This is a genomic window from Xanthomonas sp. NCPPB 3005, from assembly GCF_041228095.2.
GTDB lineage: Bacteria > Pseudomonadota > Gammaproteobacteria > Xanthomonadales > Xanthomonadaceae > Xanthomonas_A > Xanthomonas_A bonasiae.
The window spans coordinates 4,618,744-4,634,215 of sequence record NZ_CP166096.2 but is presented as its reverse complement, the minus strand read 5'-3'; the positions used below and the strand labels follow the sequence as shown (position 1 = coordinate 4,634,215).

The 15,472-nt window shown below is 66.0% G+C and carries 12 protein-coding genes; 11 read left to right on the top strand and 1 reads right to left on the bottom strand.

The window, feature by feature from the left end; translation table 11 throughout:
- Window positions 1–4 precede the first annotated feature (4 nt).
- The gene (locus AB8810_RS20010) at window positions 5–1,153 is read right to left on the bottom strand and encodes a PilT/PilU family type 4a pilus ATPase (RefSeq protein WP_179568633.1); all 1,149 of its coding nucleotides are present in this window, start codon (window positions 1,151–1,153) and stop codon (window positions 5–7) included.
- A 99-nt stretch (window positions 1,154–1,252) separates the two neighbouring features.
- Between AB8810_RS20010 and AB8810_RS20005 the strand changes: the two genes are divergently transcribed.
- The 11 genes from AB8810_RS20005 to AB8810_RS19955 all read left to right on the top strand — a co-directional run bounded on the left by AB8810_RS20005 (window position 1,253) and on the right by AB8810_RS19955 (window position 15,455).
- On the top strand, window positions 1,253–1,645 hold the full coding sequence (locus tag AB8810_RS20005) for a DUF4398 domain-containing protein (protein WP_179568631.1): 393 nt from the start codon (window positions 1,253–1,255) through the stop codon (window positions 1,643–1,645).
- The gene (locus AB8810_RS20000; protein ID WP_179568629.1) at window positions 1,642–2,538 is read left to right on the top strand and encodes an OmpA family protein; all 897 of its coding nucleotides are present in this window, start codon (window positions 1,642–1,644) and stop codon (window positions 2,536–2,538) included. The genes AB8810_RS20005 and AB8810_RS20000 overlap by 4 nt, the downstream gene beginning before the upstream one ends.
- 337 nt (window positions 2,539–2,875) lie before the next feature.
- A complete protein-coding gene (locus AB8810_RS19995) occupies window positions 2,876–3,100 on the top strand; it encodes a YdcH family protein (RefSeq protein WP_009575526.1) in 225 nt (74 codons plus the stop codon).
- Between the two features lie 201 nt (window positions 3,101–3,301).
- On the top strand, window positions 3,302–4,672 hold the full coding sequence (locus AB8810_RS19990) for a pyridoxal-phosphate dependent enzyme (RefSeq protein ID WP_369914654.1): 1,371 nt from the start codon (window positions 3,302–3,304) through the stop codon (window positions 4,670–4,672).
- 82 nt (window positions 4,673–4,754) lie between these two features.
- Window positions 4,755–5,942 (top strand): cystathionine gamma-synthase, encoded by a 1,188-nt coding sequence (locus AB8810_RS19985; RefSeq protein WP_191825416.1) that lies wholly within the window; start codon window positions 4,755–4,757, stop codon window positions 5,940–5,942.
- A 3-nt stretch (window positions 5,943–5,945) separates the two neighbouring features.
- Window positions 5,946–6,779 carry an ABC transporter permease gene (locus AB8810_RS19980; protein ID WP_179568623.1) on the top strand — a complete coding sequence of 278 codons (834 nt, stop codon included), beginning with the start codon at window positions 5,946–5,948 and terminating at the stop codon, window positions 6,777–6,779.
- Window positions 6,769–8,136, top strand: coding sequence for an ABC transporter ATP-binding protein (locus AB8810_RS19975; RefSeq protein WP_369914653.1), 1,368 nt, complete (start codon window positions 6,769–6,771; stop codon window positions 8,134–8,136). The genes AB8810_RS19980 and AB8810_RS19975 overlap by 11 nt, the downstream gene beginning before the upstream one ends.
- Before the next feature lie 37 nt (window positions 8,137–8,173).
- Window positions 8,174–10,297: a class I SAM-dependent methyltransferase gene (locus AB8810_RS19970; RefSeq protein ID WP_369914652.1), complete on the top strand. Its 2,124-nt coding sequence runs from the start codon at window positions 8,174–8,176 to the stop codon at window positions 10,295–10,297.
- The gene (locus AB8810_RS19965) at window positions 10,279–12,591 is read left to right on the top strand and encodes a glycosyltransferase family 2 protein (RefSeq protein WP_369914651.1); all 2,313 of its coding nucleotides are present in this window, start codon (window positions 10,279–10,281) and stop codon (window positions 12,589–12,591) included. Before AB8810_RS19970 ends, AB8810_RS19965 begins: the two co-directional genes overlap by 19 nt.
- Window positions 12,592–14,916 carry a glycosyltransferase family 2 protein gene (locus AB8810_RS19960; protein WP_179568617.1) on the top strand — a complete coding sequence of 775 codons (2,325 nt, stop codon included), beginning with the start codon at window positions 12,592–12,594 and terminating at the stop codon, window positions 14,914–14,916.
- A complete protein-coding gene (locus AB8810_RS19955; protein ID WP_369914650.1) occupies window positions 14,913–15,455 on the top strand; it encodes a hypothetical protein in 543 nt (180 codons plus the stop codon). Before AB8810_RS19960 ends, AB8810_RS19955 begins: the two co-directional genes overlap by 4 nt.
- Window positions 15,456–15,472: the final 17 nt, after the last annotated feature.

The following is a 15,472-nucleotide window of genomic DNA, read 5'->3' as shown; positions in this document are numbered from 1 at the left end:
TGTCTCAACCGAAGCCGTGCGTGATCCGCGGCGAGCTGACGCCGCCGCTGTTGCCGGCGTCGTAGTCGGCGTAGGGATCGTGTTCCCCGCTGGAGCCTTCGGACAGGCGGAATTTCAGCGCCAGGCCGTCGCGCGAGTCGGCAGCGCGCAGCGCCTCCTCCTGCTCGATCTGGCCCTGCTTGACCATCCGGAACAGGCACTGGTCGAAGGTTTCCATGCCTTCCTCCAGCGATTCCTCCATCGCCGCCTTGATCTCGTGGACCTGGCCGCGGCGCAGCAGGTCGCGGATCATCGGCGTGTTCAGCAGCACCTCGGTGGCCGGGCGGCGGCGCTCGTTCTTGTCCTTGACCAGGCGCTGCGAGACCACCGCGCGCAGGTTCAGCGCCAGGTTCATCAGCACGTTCTTGTGCGCGCTCTCCGGGAAGAAGTTGAGGATGCGCTCGATGGTCTGGTCGGCGTTGTTGGAGTGCAGCGTGGCCAGGCACAGATGCCCGGTCTCGGCGAAGGCGATCGCCGCCTCCATCGTCGTCGCGTCCAGGATCTCGCCGATCAGGATCACGTCCGGCGCCTCGCGCATCGCGTTCTTCAGTGCGTTGTGGAAGGCGTGGGTGTCCAGGCCGACCTCGCGCTGGTTGACGATCGACATCTTGTGCTTGTGCAGGTATTCGATCGGATCCTCGATGGTGAGGATGTGCCCGGTGGTGGTGCTGTTGCGGTGGTCGATCATCGACGCCAGCGAGGTGGACTTGCCGGAGCCGGTGGAGCCGACCACCAGCACCAGCCCGCGCGGGGTCATGATCACGTCCTTCAGCACCTGCGGCAGGTGCAGTTCCTCGATGCTGGGGATCTTGCTGCGGATCGCGCGGATCACCATGCCGACCTCGCCGCGCTGCTTGAACACGTTGACCCGGAAGCGGCCGGCGTCCTGCAGCGCGATGGCCATGTTCAGCTCCAGCTCGCGCTCGAACTGCGGCACCTGGCCTTCGTCCATCAGCGAGTAGGCGATCTTCTTGACCATGCCCGGCGGCAGGCCGGTGGCGCCGAGCGGGTACAGCTTGCCTTCGATCTTGATATAGACCGGTGCTCCCGTGGTCAGGAACATGTCCGAGGCGTTCTTTTCGGTCATCAGCTTCAGGAAGTAGCCGATATCCATGCGCAATGGTTCCCCAACAATCCGCGGCCGCCCGTTGCAAGCGCGCCACAGGCTTCCGACAATGGCCGTGCTCGACGTCTCCGCCTACGGCCCCCCTTGATGAAAACTAGCTTCGCACAAATCCGTTGCCCGCAGTACGTGATGGCGTGCGCATTGGCGCTGTTTGCCACGCCCGCCGCCTTTGCCCAGGTCGCCTCGCCGGAGCTGCAGACCGCGCAGCAGGCGGTGCAGCGCGCGATCCAGGCCGACGCCGACCAATACGCCCCGGACCTGATCGCCACTGCCCGCCAGGGCCTGGAGCAGGCGCAACAGGCGGCGCTGGACCGCCGCCAACGCAAGATCGCACCGCAGCTGGCGCTGCGCGTGGCGGCCGATGCCGACCTGGCGCGGGTGCGCAGCGAGGAGGCGGTGGCGAATGCGCAACTCAAACAGCGCAAGGCCGAGGTGGCCGACCTGCAGCGCAGCTTGAACACCGGGGAGGCGCGTCCATGAGCCGCCGCCTGGGAATGGCCGGCCGCCTGGCCGCGCTGCTGTTGCTGGTCGCGCCGCTGGCCGCGTTCGCCGCCGACGATCCGGAGCTGGCGGTCCTGAACCAGCGCCTGGTCGCGCTGCAGGCCGATCCGCTGAGTGCCGACGTGGCCGCCTACGAGCGGCTGCAGGCGCAGCAGGCGGTCGCCGCGTTCGCCGCGGCCAAGCGCAAGGAGCAGGACGACGCGCGCTATCTCGCCGAGCGCCGCGTCGAGATCGCCGAGACCGCCGCGCGCGCCGCCCTGGCGCGGCGCCAGGTCGACCAGTTGGAGAAGACCCGCAGCGACTTGCTGGTCGAGGCCAGCCGGCGCGAAGCCGCGCGCGCGCGCCAGGAAGCCGAGCGGCTGCGGGTGCAGGCGCAGATCCAGGCCGAAGAGGCCGAAAGCCTGCGCCAGGCCGCCGAGGCCGAGCAGCTGGCGCGGCAGGATGCCGAGCAGGCGCTGACCAACGTGGCCGGGCAGCAGACCGCCAAGCTCAGCGCCGCGCAGCAGAAGTCGGCCAAGCTGGCGCGCGAGGAGGCCGAGCTGGTCGCCGGGGCCAAGCTGCCGGCGTCGCGTTTCGAGCCGCGCGGGGAGGTCTTCACCGTCACCGGCGGGGCGTTCGCGGCAGGCAAGGCGGCGCTGTCGGCCGATGCCGCCGGCCAGGCCAAGGCGCTGGCGCAGTATCTGCAGATCGGCGCCAAGGGCCGGGTGCGGATCGAGGCCTACGACGCCGATGCCGGCGTGGCGCAGAAGCGTGCCGACGCGTTGCGCGAGGCGCTGGTCGCCGGTGGCGTGACGGCGAGCCGGTTGCAGGCGGTCGGCAAGAAGGCGCCGGCGACCAAGGCGCGTGCCGCCGAGGTGGTGATCGCGCCCTGAGCGGGGTTGGCCGGTGCAGGCCCTGGAGCCCGTTTAACGCGGTTTTTCTCTGGGCCTGAGCGGCAAGCAACTGAATGCGGAAAGCGCGCGCTGCTGCCCTTGCCGGAACTGGTGGGGAGGCGTAGGGTCGAACTCCCAGGCGACACACCGTCGCCTGGTTCCACGGAGACTCCGGGCCGATGAAGCAGTGGCACGCACCGCAGCGAGACGTTCCAAGGGCAGCAGGCCCGGGCGTTGCGGTGGAGTGGCTGGCGACCCGCGCGACTCCGCTCCCAGGCAACGCCCCGTGCCGTTCCGGCCGGGGCGTTCTTGTTTCCAGCTGAAGGAGGCTATTCCTATGTTCGAAGGGCAACCGCAGACCGAAATCGACGCGTTGATCAAGTCCGATCCGGAGTTCAAGCAGCTCTACCAACGCCACAAGACCCTGGACAAGAAGTGCATGGACGCCGAGCTCGGCGTGCTGCCGATCGACGATCTCACCCTGTCGCAGATGAAGCGGGAAAAGCTCGCGGCCAAGGAAAAGCTGTTGCGGCTCTACGACGAGCAGCAAAAGCCTCACTGATTCCTCCCTCCCACGACAAGCGTTCAATTGTCGCGGGCGGTGGCCGGCCTCCTCGTCGGCTTGCCACCGTCCGCGTCATCTCCTCCGAAGCCGCGATCGCGGCTTTTTTCGTGCCGGTTCGGCGCTTTGTCTGACATTCCGGCGCATACCGCGGATAATCACCGGTCCAGCCGCTATGACGGCGCGATGCATCCGGACGCGATGGCCATTCACTCTTCCGTACTCGACCTGATCGGCGACACCCCCATCGTCAAGGCCAGCAAGCTCGACACTGGCGTGTGCGAGCTGTACCTGAAGCTGGAAAGCGCCAATCCCGGCGGCTCGATCAAGGACCGCATCGGTCTGTCGATGATCGAGGCGGCCGAGCGCCGCGGCGAGCTGAAGCCCGGCGCGGTACTGGTCGAGGGCACTGCCGGCAACACCGGTATCGGCCTGGCCCTGGTCGCCCAGCAGAAGGGCTACAAGCTGATCCTGGTGGTGCCGGACAAGATGAGCCGGGAGAAGATCTTCAACCTCAAGGCGATGGGCGCCGAAGTGGTGCTGACCCGCTCGGACGTGGCCAAGGGCCATCCCGAGTACTACCAGGACCTGGCTGCGCGCCTCGCCGCCGAGACGCCGGGGGCCTATTTCATCAACCAGTTCGGCAACCCCGACAACCCGGCGGCGCACGAGTTCGGCACCGGCCCGGAGATCCTGCGGCAGATGGACGGCAAGCTGGACGCAATCGTGTTCGGCTGCGGCAGCTCCGGCACCATGACCGGCCTATCGCGCGCGTTCGCCGCCGCCTCGCCGCACACCGAACTGGTGCTGGCCGACCCGGTCGGCTCGATCCTGACCGAGTACATCGAGCAGGGCACGGTCAGCGAGAAGTCCGGCAGCTGGCTGGTCGAGGGCATCGGCGAAGATTTCCTGCCCGACATCTCCGATTTCTCGCGGGTCAGGAAAGCCTATTCGATCAGCGACGCCGAGAGCTTCCATACCGCGCGCGAACTGCTGGCCAAGGAGGGCATCCTCGGCGGCTCCTCGACCGGCACCCTGCTGGCCGCCGCGCTCAAGTACTGCCGCGCGCAGACCGAGCCCAAGCGCGTGCTGGTGTTCGTCTGCGACACCGGCAACAAGTACCTGTCGAAGATGTACAACGACTACTGGATGCTGGACAACGGCTTCCTGGAGCGCCCGCAGCACGGCGACCTGCGCGACCTGATCCTGCGCCCGTACAGCCAGCGCGACACCGTGGTGGTCGGCCCCAACGACCTGCTGACCACCGCCTACCAGCGCATGAAGCTGTACGACGTGTCGCAGCTGCCGGTGATGGATGGCGATCAACTGGTCGGCATCGTCGACGAAAGCGACGTCTTGTTGCACGTTTACGGCGACGAGGCGCGGTTCCGCGACCCGGTGGCCACGGCCATGGTCAGCAAGCTGGACCGGCTCGACGTCAAATCGCCGATCGAAGCGCTGTTGCCGGTGTTCGACCGCGGCCAGGTCGCCATCGTCATGAGCGAAGGCACCTTCCTCGGCCTGATCACCCGCATCGACCTGCTCAACTACCTGCGCCGCCGCGTCCAGTGACGGTGCCTCGTGGACGGCTCCCGATACAGGGGGCCGTTCAGACCTCGCTGCTAGAATCACGCCCCTTCTCCGGGAACCCCTCATGACGGACCACACGTCCAACCCCAATGGCGACGGCCCCGCGCTGTCGCTGGCGACCCTGGCGATCCATGGCGGCCAGCATCCGGACCCGTCCACGGGCGCGGTGATGCCGCCGATCTATGCGACCTCCACCTATGCCCAGTCCAGCCCCGGCGAACACCAGGGCTTCGAGTACTCGCGCACCCACAATCCGACCCGCTTCGCCTACGAGCGCTGCGTTGCCGCGCTGGAAGGCGGTTCGCGCGGATTCGCGTTCGCCTCGGGCATGGCCGCCACCTCCACGGTGATGGAGCTGCTGGACAGCGGCAGCCACGTGGTGGCGATGGACGACCTGTACGGCGGCAGCTACCGCCTGTTCGAGCGCGTGCGCCGGCGCACCGCCGCCCTGGACTTCAGCTTCGTCGACCTGACCGATCCGGCCGCGTTCGAAGCGGCGATCGGACCCAAGACCAGGATGGTGTGGATCGAGACGCCCACCAACCCGATGCTGAAGATCGTCGACATCGCCGCGATCGCCGCGATCGCGCGCAAGCACGGCCTGCTGGTGGTGGTGGACAACACCTTCGCCTCGCCGATGCTGCAGCGCCCGCTGGAACTGGGTGCGGACATCGTGGTGCATTCGGCGACCAAGTACCTCAACGGCCACTCCGACATGGTCGGCGGGATCGCCGTGGTCGGCGCCAATGCCGAACTGGCCGAGCAATTGGCGTTCCTGCAGAACTCGGTGGGCGGCGTACAGGGCCCGTTCGACAGCTTCCTGGCGCTGCGCGGGCTCAAGACCCTGCCGCTGCGGATGCGCGCGCATTGCGCCAACGCGTTGCAGCTGGCGCAGTGGCTGGATACCCATCCGGCGATCGACAAGGTGATCTACCCCGGCCTGGCCTCGCATCCGCAGCACGCCCTGGCGCAGCGGCAGATGTCCGGCTTCGGCGGCATCGTCTCGATCGTGCTCAAGGGCGGCTTCGACGCGGCCAAGCGCTTCTGCGAACGCACCGAGCTGTTCACCCTGGCCGAATCGCTGGGCGGCGTGGAAAGCCTGGTCAACCATCCTGCGGTCATGACCCACGCCTCGGTGCCGGTGGAGCGGCGCGCCCAGCTCGGCATCAGCGATGCGCTGGTGCGGTTGAGCGTGGGGGTCGAGGATGTGGGGGATTTGCAAGCCGATCTCGATCGCGCGCTGCGGAGCTGAGACATGCACGACGTGCTGCAACGGGCGAATCGCATTTCGCCGACCGGTCCGTTCCATGCCTGGTTGCACTATCCCAGCCTGACGATGGAGATGACCCGGCGCGACGTGCTCGGACGCTATCGCGGCGCCAGCTTCGGTCTGCTGTGGTCGCTGATCAGTCCCTTCATGATGTTGATCATCTATACCTTGGCGTTCGGCTACGTGCTGAAATCGCGCTGGCCGGGGACCAGCGGCAACATCGCCGACTTCGCCATGCTGCTGTTCCTCGGCCTGATCGTGCATGGCCTGTTCGCCGAATGCCTGACGCGTGCGCCCACCTTGGTCATCGGCAATTCGAACCTGGTCAAGCGGATCGTGTTTCCGCTCGACGTGCTGCCCTGGACGATGGTGTTGTCGGCGCTGTTCCACGCCTGCACCAATTCGCTGGTGTTCGTCGTGCTGAACCTGATCGTGCGGCACGAAATGCACCCGACGCTGGTCTTCCTGCCGATCGTGTTCCTGCCGCTGGCGGTCGGATTGCTCGGCCTGGGATGGCTGCTGTCTTCGCTGAGCGTCTTCCTGCGCGACATCGGGCAGATGACCGGCGTGATCGCCACGGCGACGTTGTTCCTGTCTTCCGCCATCGTTCCGGTGAGCACGCTGCCGCCGAAGTACCAGTTCGTCTTCCACCTCAATCCCTTGACCTTCATCATCGACGAGGCGCGCGACGTCGCATTCTGGGGACGCGCGCCGGATTGGGCGGGCTTGGGGATGTATACGCTCGGCGCGCTGGCGTTCGCCTATTTCGGTTACTTCGTCTTCCAGAAGACGCGCCGGGGGTTCGCCGATGTCCTCTGAGCTCTTGACCGTGGCGCAAGCGGACAGCCCGATATCCAGCGACGCCGACCTGGTGGTCGATGCGCGCGGCGTCGGCAAGTGCTACCACATCTACGACCGGCCTTCGCACCGCTTGCTGCAGGGTCTGGTGGGCGGTTCGCGGCGCTACTACCGGGAATTCTGGGCATTGCGCGGCGCCGATCTGCAAGTGCGCCGCGGCCAGACGGTCGGCCTCATCGGCCGCAACGGCTCGGGAAAATCGACCTTCCTGCAGATGATCGCCGGCACGCTGACCCCGACCGAGGGCAGCATCCAGGTGCAGGGGCGCGTGGCGGCGTTGCTGGAACTGGGGAGCGGCTTCAATCCCGAGTTCACCGGGCGCGAGAACGTCTATCTCAATGCGGCCATCCTCGGGTTGAGCAAGGACGAAGTGGATGCGAGCCTCGATCGCATCCTCGCATTCGCCGACATCGGTGCGTTCATCGACCAGCCGATCCGCAGCTATTCCAGCGGCATGGTCGTGCGCCTGGCGTTCGCGGTGCAGGCGCAGGTGCACCCGCAGCTGCTGATCGTCGACGAAGCCTTGTCGGTCGGCGACGCGAAGTTCCAGGCCAAGTGCTTCGCGCGGCTCAAGCAGCTCAAGGACGATGGCGCTTCGATCCTGCTGGTCAGCCACTCGGCCGATCAGATCGTGCAGCACTGCGAGTTCGCCCAGTTGCTCGATAGCGGCCGCATCCTGCGCCAAGGCAAGCCCAAGGATGTGGTCAACGCCTACTACAACTTGCTGTTCGGTAGCGGCGATACCGATGCTCCCGCGCCCGACGCAGGCGAGCGGATCGCAGACGCGCCGTTCGAAGAGAGCGTGCCGTTCTCCGGCGAGGGCAGTGGCTACGAGTCGCGCCCCAACTACAATCCCCATGAGTTCCGCTGGGGCGACGGCGCCGTACGCATCACCGACTTCGAATTGCGATCGGCGCAAACGCTTTATCCGCCGATTCTCGAGTCCGGCCAGGAATTGCGCCTCGTGGTCAGAATGGTGTTCGAGCGCGAGGTGATCAGGCCGATCGTCGGCTTCACCCTGAAGACGGCCGAGGGCGTCGTCGTTTACGGTACCAATACCGAGTACAAGCCGCTGCCTGCGTTCACCGCTGGCGGCGCTGCCGGCAGCGCGGTCGATGTGGTGGCCGCATTCCGCTGCGACCTGGCCGATGGCGACTATTTCCTTTCTGTCGGCGTGGCCAGCCGCGGCGAAGAGGATGTGGTGCCCCATGACAGGCGCTACGACAGCATCCATTTCAAGGTGATCAACGCCGATTTCTTCGGTATGGGCGGGCTGGACATGCGTCTGGAAGTCGCAAGCCCTCGCCAGGCTGTTTGATCGATCACGCCGACGATGATTCAAGAGGACGCATTGCATGATTGATTCATTGGCAGCCGCTGGTTATGTCATGCCTGCGGACGTCGCCGTATGGCGCCGCGAGGGCTACGACAGCATCGGCTACAGCGATGGCGACAACTCCGAAGATGGGCTGTTGGCGACGTTGCGCGCCGCTGCCGACGTCAGCGTGTTTTCTTCCGAGCTGGCGGCCGCTTGCGTCGACTGGCCGAGCCGTTACCACCTGTCCACGGAACGCGCGAACCTGCTGCGACCGTTCGCGCAGCATCTTCAGCCGGGTGCGAGGGTTCTCGAAATCGGCGCCGGATGCGGTGCGGTCACGCGCTATCTCGGCGAGAGCGGGGCGGACGTGCTGGCGCTGGAGGGCTCGTTGCGGCGCGCACGCATCGCCCGCGAGCGCACTCGCGAGTTGCGCAATGTCGTTGTGGTGGCCGAACGCTTTCAGGATTTTTCCGTCGCCCAGCGCTTTGACGTGGTGACCCTGATCGGCGTGCTGGAGTACGCCAGTCTGTTCTCCGACGCGCAGAACCCCGCGCTGCACATGCTGCAGGCCGCAAGGCAGCTGCTGGCGCCAGGAGGGCGCCTGATTCTGGCCATCGAGAATCAGCTGGGCCTGAAGTATTTGGCCGGCGTGCCGGAAGACCATCTGGGGCAGCCGATGGTCGGGTTGGAGGACCGCTATCAATCGCGCGGCGCGCGCACATACGGGCGCAACGAACTCGACGCGCTGCTTCGGCGCGCCGGCTATGCGCGCAGCCGCTTCTCGGCGCCGTTGCCCGATTACAAGATGCCGGCCACGATCCTGACCGAGCGCGGCATCTCGGCCGACCCCGCGCTGTTCAATGCCGGCGCGCTGGCGGCGCAGGCGGTTCGCCGCGATCCTCAGCTCACGCCGACGACATTCAATCTTCAGCGTGCCTGGCCGGTGGTCGCGGCCAACGGCTTGGCGCTGGATCTGGCCAATTCGTTCCTGGTGGAAGCCGTGGCCGACGACTCGGCGATGGCCGAGCAATCGGCGCTGGCGTATCACTACAGCACGCAGCGGCTGGGCGCCTATGCCCGGGAAACGCTTTTCGTGGCGGAGCAGGACCAAACGGTGCGCGTGCATGCGCGCAGATTGTCCGACGCGCCATCGGCAGAGACCGGGGTTCGCTTGCAGGTGCAGAGCGCGACCGACTATTTCCAGGGTCCCTTGCTGGTCGACACAATTCGCGCGGTACTGAGCCAGCCTGGCTGGACCCGTGCCGAGCTGGTCGCGGAAGTGCGGCGCTATTTGCAGGCATTGGCGCAGGTGCTGCACGGCGAAGGGCATGCCGTTGCGCTGGACAGCGTCGACAGCGTTCTGCCCGACGACTATCTCGACGCCACGCCATCGAATTTGCTGTGCGCCGCCGATGGCCGGATCGTCTACTTCGATCGCGAGTGGGTCGCCGAGGGCCCGACGCTCGGCTGGCTGCTGTTGCGCTCACTGTTGTTCACCTATGGCGGCAGTGTCGTGGCGCCTATGGCGGAAGGCGAGCCGATCACGTTGCGGGCCCTGCTGCTGGATGTGGTGGCTGAACTGTTTGCTGCCTCGGCGGCGAATGGTTTCGATCTCTGGCTCGAGCGCGAATTGGGGTTTCAGCGCCAGGTCACGGGCAAGGACCAGCGCGAAGCGATCGAACGCATGCTCGATGCGCCGGTGCCGCGTGCCGCAGCTCCGGTTGCTGCCGCCGGTCACCAGCATGCGGAGATCGCCGATGGGTTCGCGTCGCTTCAGCACTCGCTCAACCTGGCGGGCCAGCATGGCGTGAACATGTATGCCTCCATCGAAGCGCTGCACACGGCGCTTGGAGACGGTCTGGCGCAGACGGTGCCGGCGTTGCAACGGATTGAGGCCGTCGTCCAGCAGTTGGCCGAGGGCCAGGGCGCCTTGCACGACCGAATCGTCGCCACCGACGATCGTCTGGTCGATTCGATCCAGCAATGGAGCACGCAGCAGGGTGAATTGACCGCCCGGCTCAGCGATGCGCTGGACGGGATGGAGCGTGGCGATGCACTACGTGCGCTGGAAGCCAAGGTGGATGCGCTCGCTGCCGTCCAGGGCCAGCAGATGGCCATGCTTGCGCAACTGCAAGGACGCAGATGGTGGAAGTTGCGGTGACCGTGGCGGACCTGAGCCAACGACCGCCGGTGCGAATGCGCTGGGATGCGACGCCGTTGGCCGATCTTGCCTGCCTAGCCGCTGGCGAGGTCACGACCTGGGAATCTGTCGGGTCCGATCCGCAGTTCGCGCTGGCCCAGTCGACACTGCCGCTTGCTGCCGGCTGGTACCGGCTGCGTGGCGTCTTGCGCGAATTGGATGGACGTCTTGCTAACCCGTGTCTCTATCCGGACTATGGCAACGGGATCGCCGAAGACACCCGGATCGATCTCGCGCTGGCCGCTGGCCGCGGCAGCTTGGATGTCGTGGTGCAGTTCTCCGAGCCATTGCAGGCGCTGAGGTTCGACCCGACAGACGCCTATGCGAGATTCGAGTTGGGGCCGCTCGAGAGTTACCGGTTGAGCGAGCGCGAAGCCTTCTGGTTGCTGCTGCGCGGCGGTGTCGGGGAACGGCTGCGCGATGCGCCACAGGAAGCGCTGGAACTGGTCGGTGACGCGCAGTCGCAGTGGCGCGAGCAGGGCGCGGACGCATCGTTGCACGCCTTGCTGCGCACGGAGCGTGCGGACACGACGGCGCGCGATGCCGGCTATGCGACCTGGGTGCTGCGCGAGGATCGGCGACTGGCCGAGCTGGTGTCGACACCACGCAGCGACACGCGTGTCCAGGCTCCTGTTCTCTCGTTGGTATTCCACGATCGAGCGGGGGCGGATTTCTCGGCATGCCTCGATGCGCTCGGTTCCCTGGCGGGGCAGGCGGTCGAGATCGTGGCCGATGCCCAGCAGTTGGACGAGTGGCCCGTGGACCGTGCGCTGCCACCGCTGCAGATCGTGGATGCTGCGGCTTTGCTCGGTGCGCGTCTGCGCGCTGCGCAAGGCGCCTACGTGGCGGTGCTGGCGGCGGACGATCGCATCCATCCGATGACCGCCAAGGTCCTCGCCGAGGTGATCTCGCTTCCTGCGGCCGCCTTGGTCTACAGCGACGAAGACAGGGTGGATGAAGTTGGGCGGCGTTTCGCGCCGCTGTTCAAGCCGGCGTGGGACCGCCTGCGTTGGTACGAGCAGGATTATCTCGGGCGAAGCGCGTTCGTACGCAGGGATGCGCTTGTAGATGGCCTGCTCGATGGCCTCGACCCGGATGCGCCGTGGTTCTCGCTGCTGTGCGCGCTGATCCACGAGTGCGACGCGATTCCGTTGCACTTGCCGCATATGTTGCGTCACGTGAACGGCGACGTCGGCCCGATCTGCGCCCCGTTCGCACGTAGCGAGGCGGATGCGACGGCGCGCGTGCGCGTGCTCGGCCGGGTATTGCAGTCCCAAGGCGCGCGGATCCACGTGGTGGACCAGCAGCGCCTGCGTGTGCGATATGCGCTGGACGCCGAGCCGGACGTGGAAATCGTCGTCCCGACGCGCGATCGCATCGATCTTCTTGAGCAATGCATTTCCACTCTGCTGGCCAGGACGGAATATTCTCGCTATCGCATCACAGTGGTGGACAACGGCTCCGTCGAAGCGCAATCGCATGCCTATTTCGAGGCGATCGGCCAAGACCCGCGGGTCCGGATATTGCGCTACGACCGCCCGTTCAACTATTCCGCGATCAACAACTACGCCGTGGCGCATTGCACTGCGCAGATCGTGGTCTTGCTCAACAACGATATCGAAATCACCGATGCGCAGTGGCTGCAGGAACTGGTGCGGCTGGCCTCACGCCCGGGGGCGGGGGCGATCGGCGCGAAGCTGTTCTATCCGGACGGGTCGCTGCAACATGCTGGTGTCGTACTGGGAATCGGCGGTGTCGCCGCCCATGCCTTCGCCCACGCGCCGCACGATTTCGCCGGCGAGTACGGACGCGCTCTGCTGACGCAGCGCTATTCGGCGGTCACTGCGGCTTGTCTGGCAGTGACCCGCGCGGCCTATATCGCAGTGGGCGGCCTGGATGAATCGATCGCGGTGGCATTCAACGATGTCGACTTCTGTCTGCGGCTGCGCGCGCACGGCTACGACAATGCGTGGACGCCGCACGCCCAGGCCTACCATCATGAATCGGCCAGCCGGGGCATCGAGGACGATCCGGTCAAGCAGGCGCGGTTTGCCGGCGAGGTCGCCACGATGCAGGCGCGTTGGCAGCAGGTGCTCGGTGACGATCCGGCCTATAGCCCATGCCTGTCGCTCGATGCGCCCGCGTTCGCGCTGGATCCTGACCGTCACGCGCTGGCGCTGGCACGGGATTTACATCCCGTTTATCCTATAGAGTACGCTCCCCCGGTGATCCGAGGGACTTTTCCCGAGAGCTAGATGTCCGAAACGATTGCACTTAGCGTCACTCCGTTGCAGCAGATTGCGCCGCTGGCTCCCGAATTTCCCACCACGGCAGCGCACGCTGCGGTGTGGCGCGCCTCCGGCAGCGATCCTCAGGTGGAACTGCGGTGGCAGGGCGAAGCCCTGGCTGGCGGCTGGTATCTGCTCGCTGGCGAACTGTCGGTCTATCGCGGGCGCATGTTCGCGCCGGTGCTGTATCCGACGTATCGGGTCAGGCACAGCGGCGAGGCCGAGCGCATCGATCTTCCTCTGAACATACCCAGCGGCGAAACGCGGCGGTTCGAGATCGTGGTCCGTCTGGTGGAGTCGACCACGGGCATCCGCTTCGATCCCTCCGTCGCGCCGATGGATTTCAGTCATTCCGCTCTGCAGCTGCAGCGCATCGAGCGCGGCGACGCCATGCGGCGCCTTTTCGGCGCATCGTTCGATCGCCGCGAAGGCGGCGTGAACAAGCTGCGGCTAGTGGCGCGAACGGCGATCGATCTGCTGACCAAGGGCGTCCGCAGGATGGCCGATCGGCTCTATCACGAATACTCGACCCGCATGCTTTCGGGGTCTTTCTCCGACTATGAAGTGTGGCAGGAGTTCTACGATTGCCGCGATGCCGCGTGGAAGGCGGCGGCGGATGCAGAACTCGCCTCGCTGACGCGCAGGCCGCTGGTTTCGGTCATCGTGCCGACGTACAACACCCCCGAGCGCTGGTTGCGGCGCTGCATCGAAAGCGTACGCGAGCAGGTCTATCCGAATTGGGAGTTGTGCATCGCCGACGATGCCTCCACCGATCCAGCGGTGATGCAGGTGCTTGCCGAGTATGCCGAACGCGACGAGCGCGTGCGGTTCCAGCGACGGGAACAGAACGGACATATTTCCGCAGCGTCGAACACGGCCCTGCAGATGGCCAGGGGCGAGTTCGTCGCATTGCTCGACCACGACGACGAACTGCATCCCTTGGCCCTGCTCAAGAGCGTTCACGCGTTCGAGAATAATCCGCAGTGGCAGATGTTGTTCACCGACGAAGACAAGATCGACGTGGAAGGGAAGCGTTCGGATCCCTACTTCAAGTCGGACTGGAATCCCGATCTGTTCCTTTCACAAAATTGCGTCTGCCACTTGACGGTCTACCGTGCCGAACAGGTGCGCGCGGTCGGCGGTTTCCTGGAGGGATTCGAAGGCGCCCAGGATTGGGACCTGACGTTGCGGATCACCGAGAGGCTTCCTCACGATGCGATCGGGCATCTTCCGCTGGTGCTGTATCACTGGCGCATGATCAGCGGCTCCACCGCGATGGCGCCGGGTGAAAAATCGTATGCGCATCTTGCCGCGCTGCGCGCGGTGCAGGCGCATCTGGACCGGACCGGCAACGGCGGGAAGGTGCTGGAGATGGCGAGCTACAGCGGCTATTTCCGGATTGCGTATCCGCTGCCGGAGCCGGCGCCGCTGGTCAGCCTGTTGATTCCCACCCGCGACCGCATCGACCTGCTCAAGCAGTGCATCGATTCGATCCTGGAACGCACCGACTATCCCAACTACGAGATCGTGGTCATCGACAACGACTCCCAGGAAGAGGCGTCCAGGGAGTATTTCGCGCAGGTCCAGCAGGATCCGCGCGTGCGCGTGTTGCCGTATCCGCATCCGTTCAACTACTCGGCGATCAACAACGCCGGCGCGCGTGTTGCGCGCGGCACGGTGCTGGGCTTGCTCAACAACGATATCGAAGTCATCAGTCGCGATTGGCTGGACGAGATGGTCGGGCACGCGCTGCGCCCCGAGATCGGGGTGGTGGGCGCGATGCTGTACTACCCGAACAATACGATCCAGCACGCTGGCGTGATCCTCGGCATCGGTGGCGTGGCCGGGCACTGCTATGTGGGCATGGCGCGTGGCTGGCCGGGCGACAAACACCGCGGTGGCTTGGCGCAGAGTCTGAGCGCGGTGACCGCGGCCTGTGCGATCGTGCGCCGTTCGGTGTTCGAGCAGGTCGGTGGCCTGGACGAGCAGCTGGAAGTGGCCTTCAACGACGTCGACTTCTGCCTGCGCGTGCGCGAGGCCGGCTATCGCAACCTGTGGACCCCGTTCGCCGAGCTCTATCACCACGAATCGGCTTCGCGTGGCTACGAGACCACCCCGGAGAAGATCGCCCGTTTCAAGCGCGAGGAGAGCTTCATGAAGGCGCGCTGGGGCAAGGCGTTGCAGCAGGATCCTTACTACAACGTCAACCTCACGGTGGAATCCACTCCGTTCACGCTGGCCTATCCGCCACGCCCTTGGGAGCCGCAACTTCCGGGGCGAGCGCTTGCATGAGCACGCGACGTTGTGTCGCAGGCGTCGGGATGAGGAGCCGGCTGCCTTGGTTTGCGCTGGCGGTCGGCGTGATGCTCGCCGGGTGCCATAGGCAGCCGCCGATTTCCAACGAAGGCATCGCTGCGGCGACCGAGCCGGCATTCGCGAAATATGCCGGGCCGGTCTCCGACTTGCCTGCGGGGGGGCGCTGCAGCCTGGATGCGGTCGACGGCAAGCCGGCCCAGCAGGCCCGGGTCAGGCCGCGCGGCTGGGTTACGTTCGGCGGCTGGATGGCCGATGCCGCGGACGCGGTGCCGGACGGGGCGACCCTTGTGCTGAACTCCGCTGCGGCGTCGTACGCGGTTCCCATCGTGGCTGGGGGAGAACGACCGGATGTCGCCCAGGCGTTCGGCAAGCCGGCGCTGCTGCGATCGGGTTACAACCAAAGAGCATGGTTGCCTGCCATCCAGCCCGGAAGCTATCGCGTCTTCCTGTTATATGGACGCGACAAGGCGGCATCGGCATGCGCGATGGGAACGCTCGTCGCTGGAGAGCCTTGAGCGCCGCTTCTAGTGCC

Coding starts and splice junctions, on each gene's coding strand:
- AB8810_RS20010 (WP_179568633.1), bottom strand. CDS start 1,153: ATGGATATCGGCTACTTCCTGAAGCTGATGACCGAAAAGAACGCCTCG.
- AB8810_RS20005 (WP_179568631.1), top strand. CDS start 1,253: ATGAAAACTAGCTTCGCACAAATCCGTTGCCCGCAGTACGTGATGGCG.
- AB8810_RS20000 (WP_179568629.1), top strand. CDS start 1,642: ATGAGCCGCCGCCTGGGAATGGCCGGCCGCCTGGCCGCGCTGCTGTTG.
- AB8810_RS19995 (WP_009575526.1), top strand. CDS start 2,876: ATGTTCGAAGGGCAACCGCAGACCGAAATCGACGCGTTGATCAAGTCC.
- AB8810_RS19990 (WP_369914654.1), top strand. CDS start 3,302: ATGGCCATTCACTCTTCCGTACTCGACCTGATCGGCGACACCCCCATC.
- AB8810_RS19985 (WP_191825416.1), top strand. CDS start 4,755: ATGACGGACCACACGTCCAACCCCAATGGCGACGGCCCCGCGCTGTCG.
- AB8810_RS19980 (WP_179568623.1), top strand. CDS start 5,946: ATGCACGACGTGCTGCAACGGGCGAATCGCATTTCGCCGACCGGTCCG.
- AB8810_RS19975 (WP_369914653.1), top strand. CDS start 6,769: ATGTCCTCTGAGCTCTTGACCGTGGCGCAAGCGGACAGCCCGATATCC.
- AB8810_RS19970 (WP_369914652.1), top strand. CDS start 8,174: ATGATTGATTCATTGGCAGCCGCTGGTTATGTCATGCCTGCGGACGTC.
- AB8810_RS19965 (WP_369914651.1), top strand. CDS start 10,279: ATGGTGGAAGTTGCGGTGACCGTGGCGGACCTGAGCCAACGACCGCCG.
- AB8810_RS19960 (WP_179568617.1), top strand. CDS start 12,592: ATGTCCGAAACGATTGCACTTAGCGTCACTCCGTTGCAGCAGATTGCG.
- AB8810_RS19955 (WP_369914650.1), top strand. CDS start 14,913: ATGAGCACGCGACGTTGTGTCGCAGGCGTCGGGATGAGGAGCCGGCTG.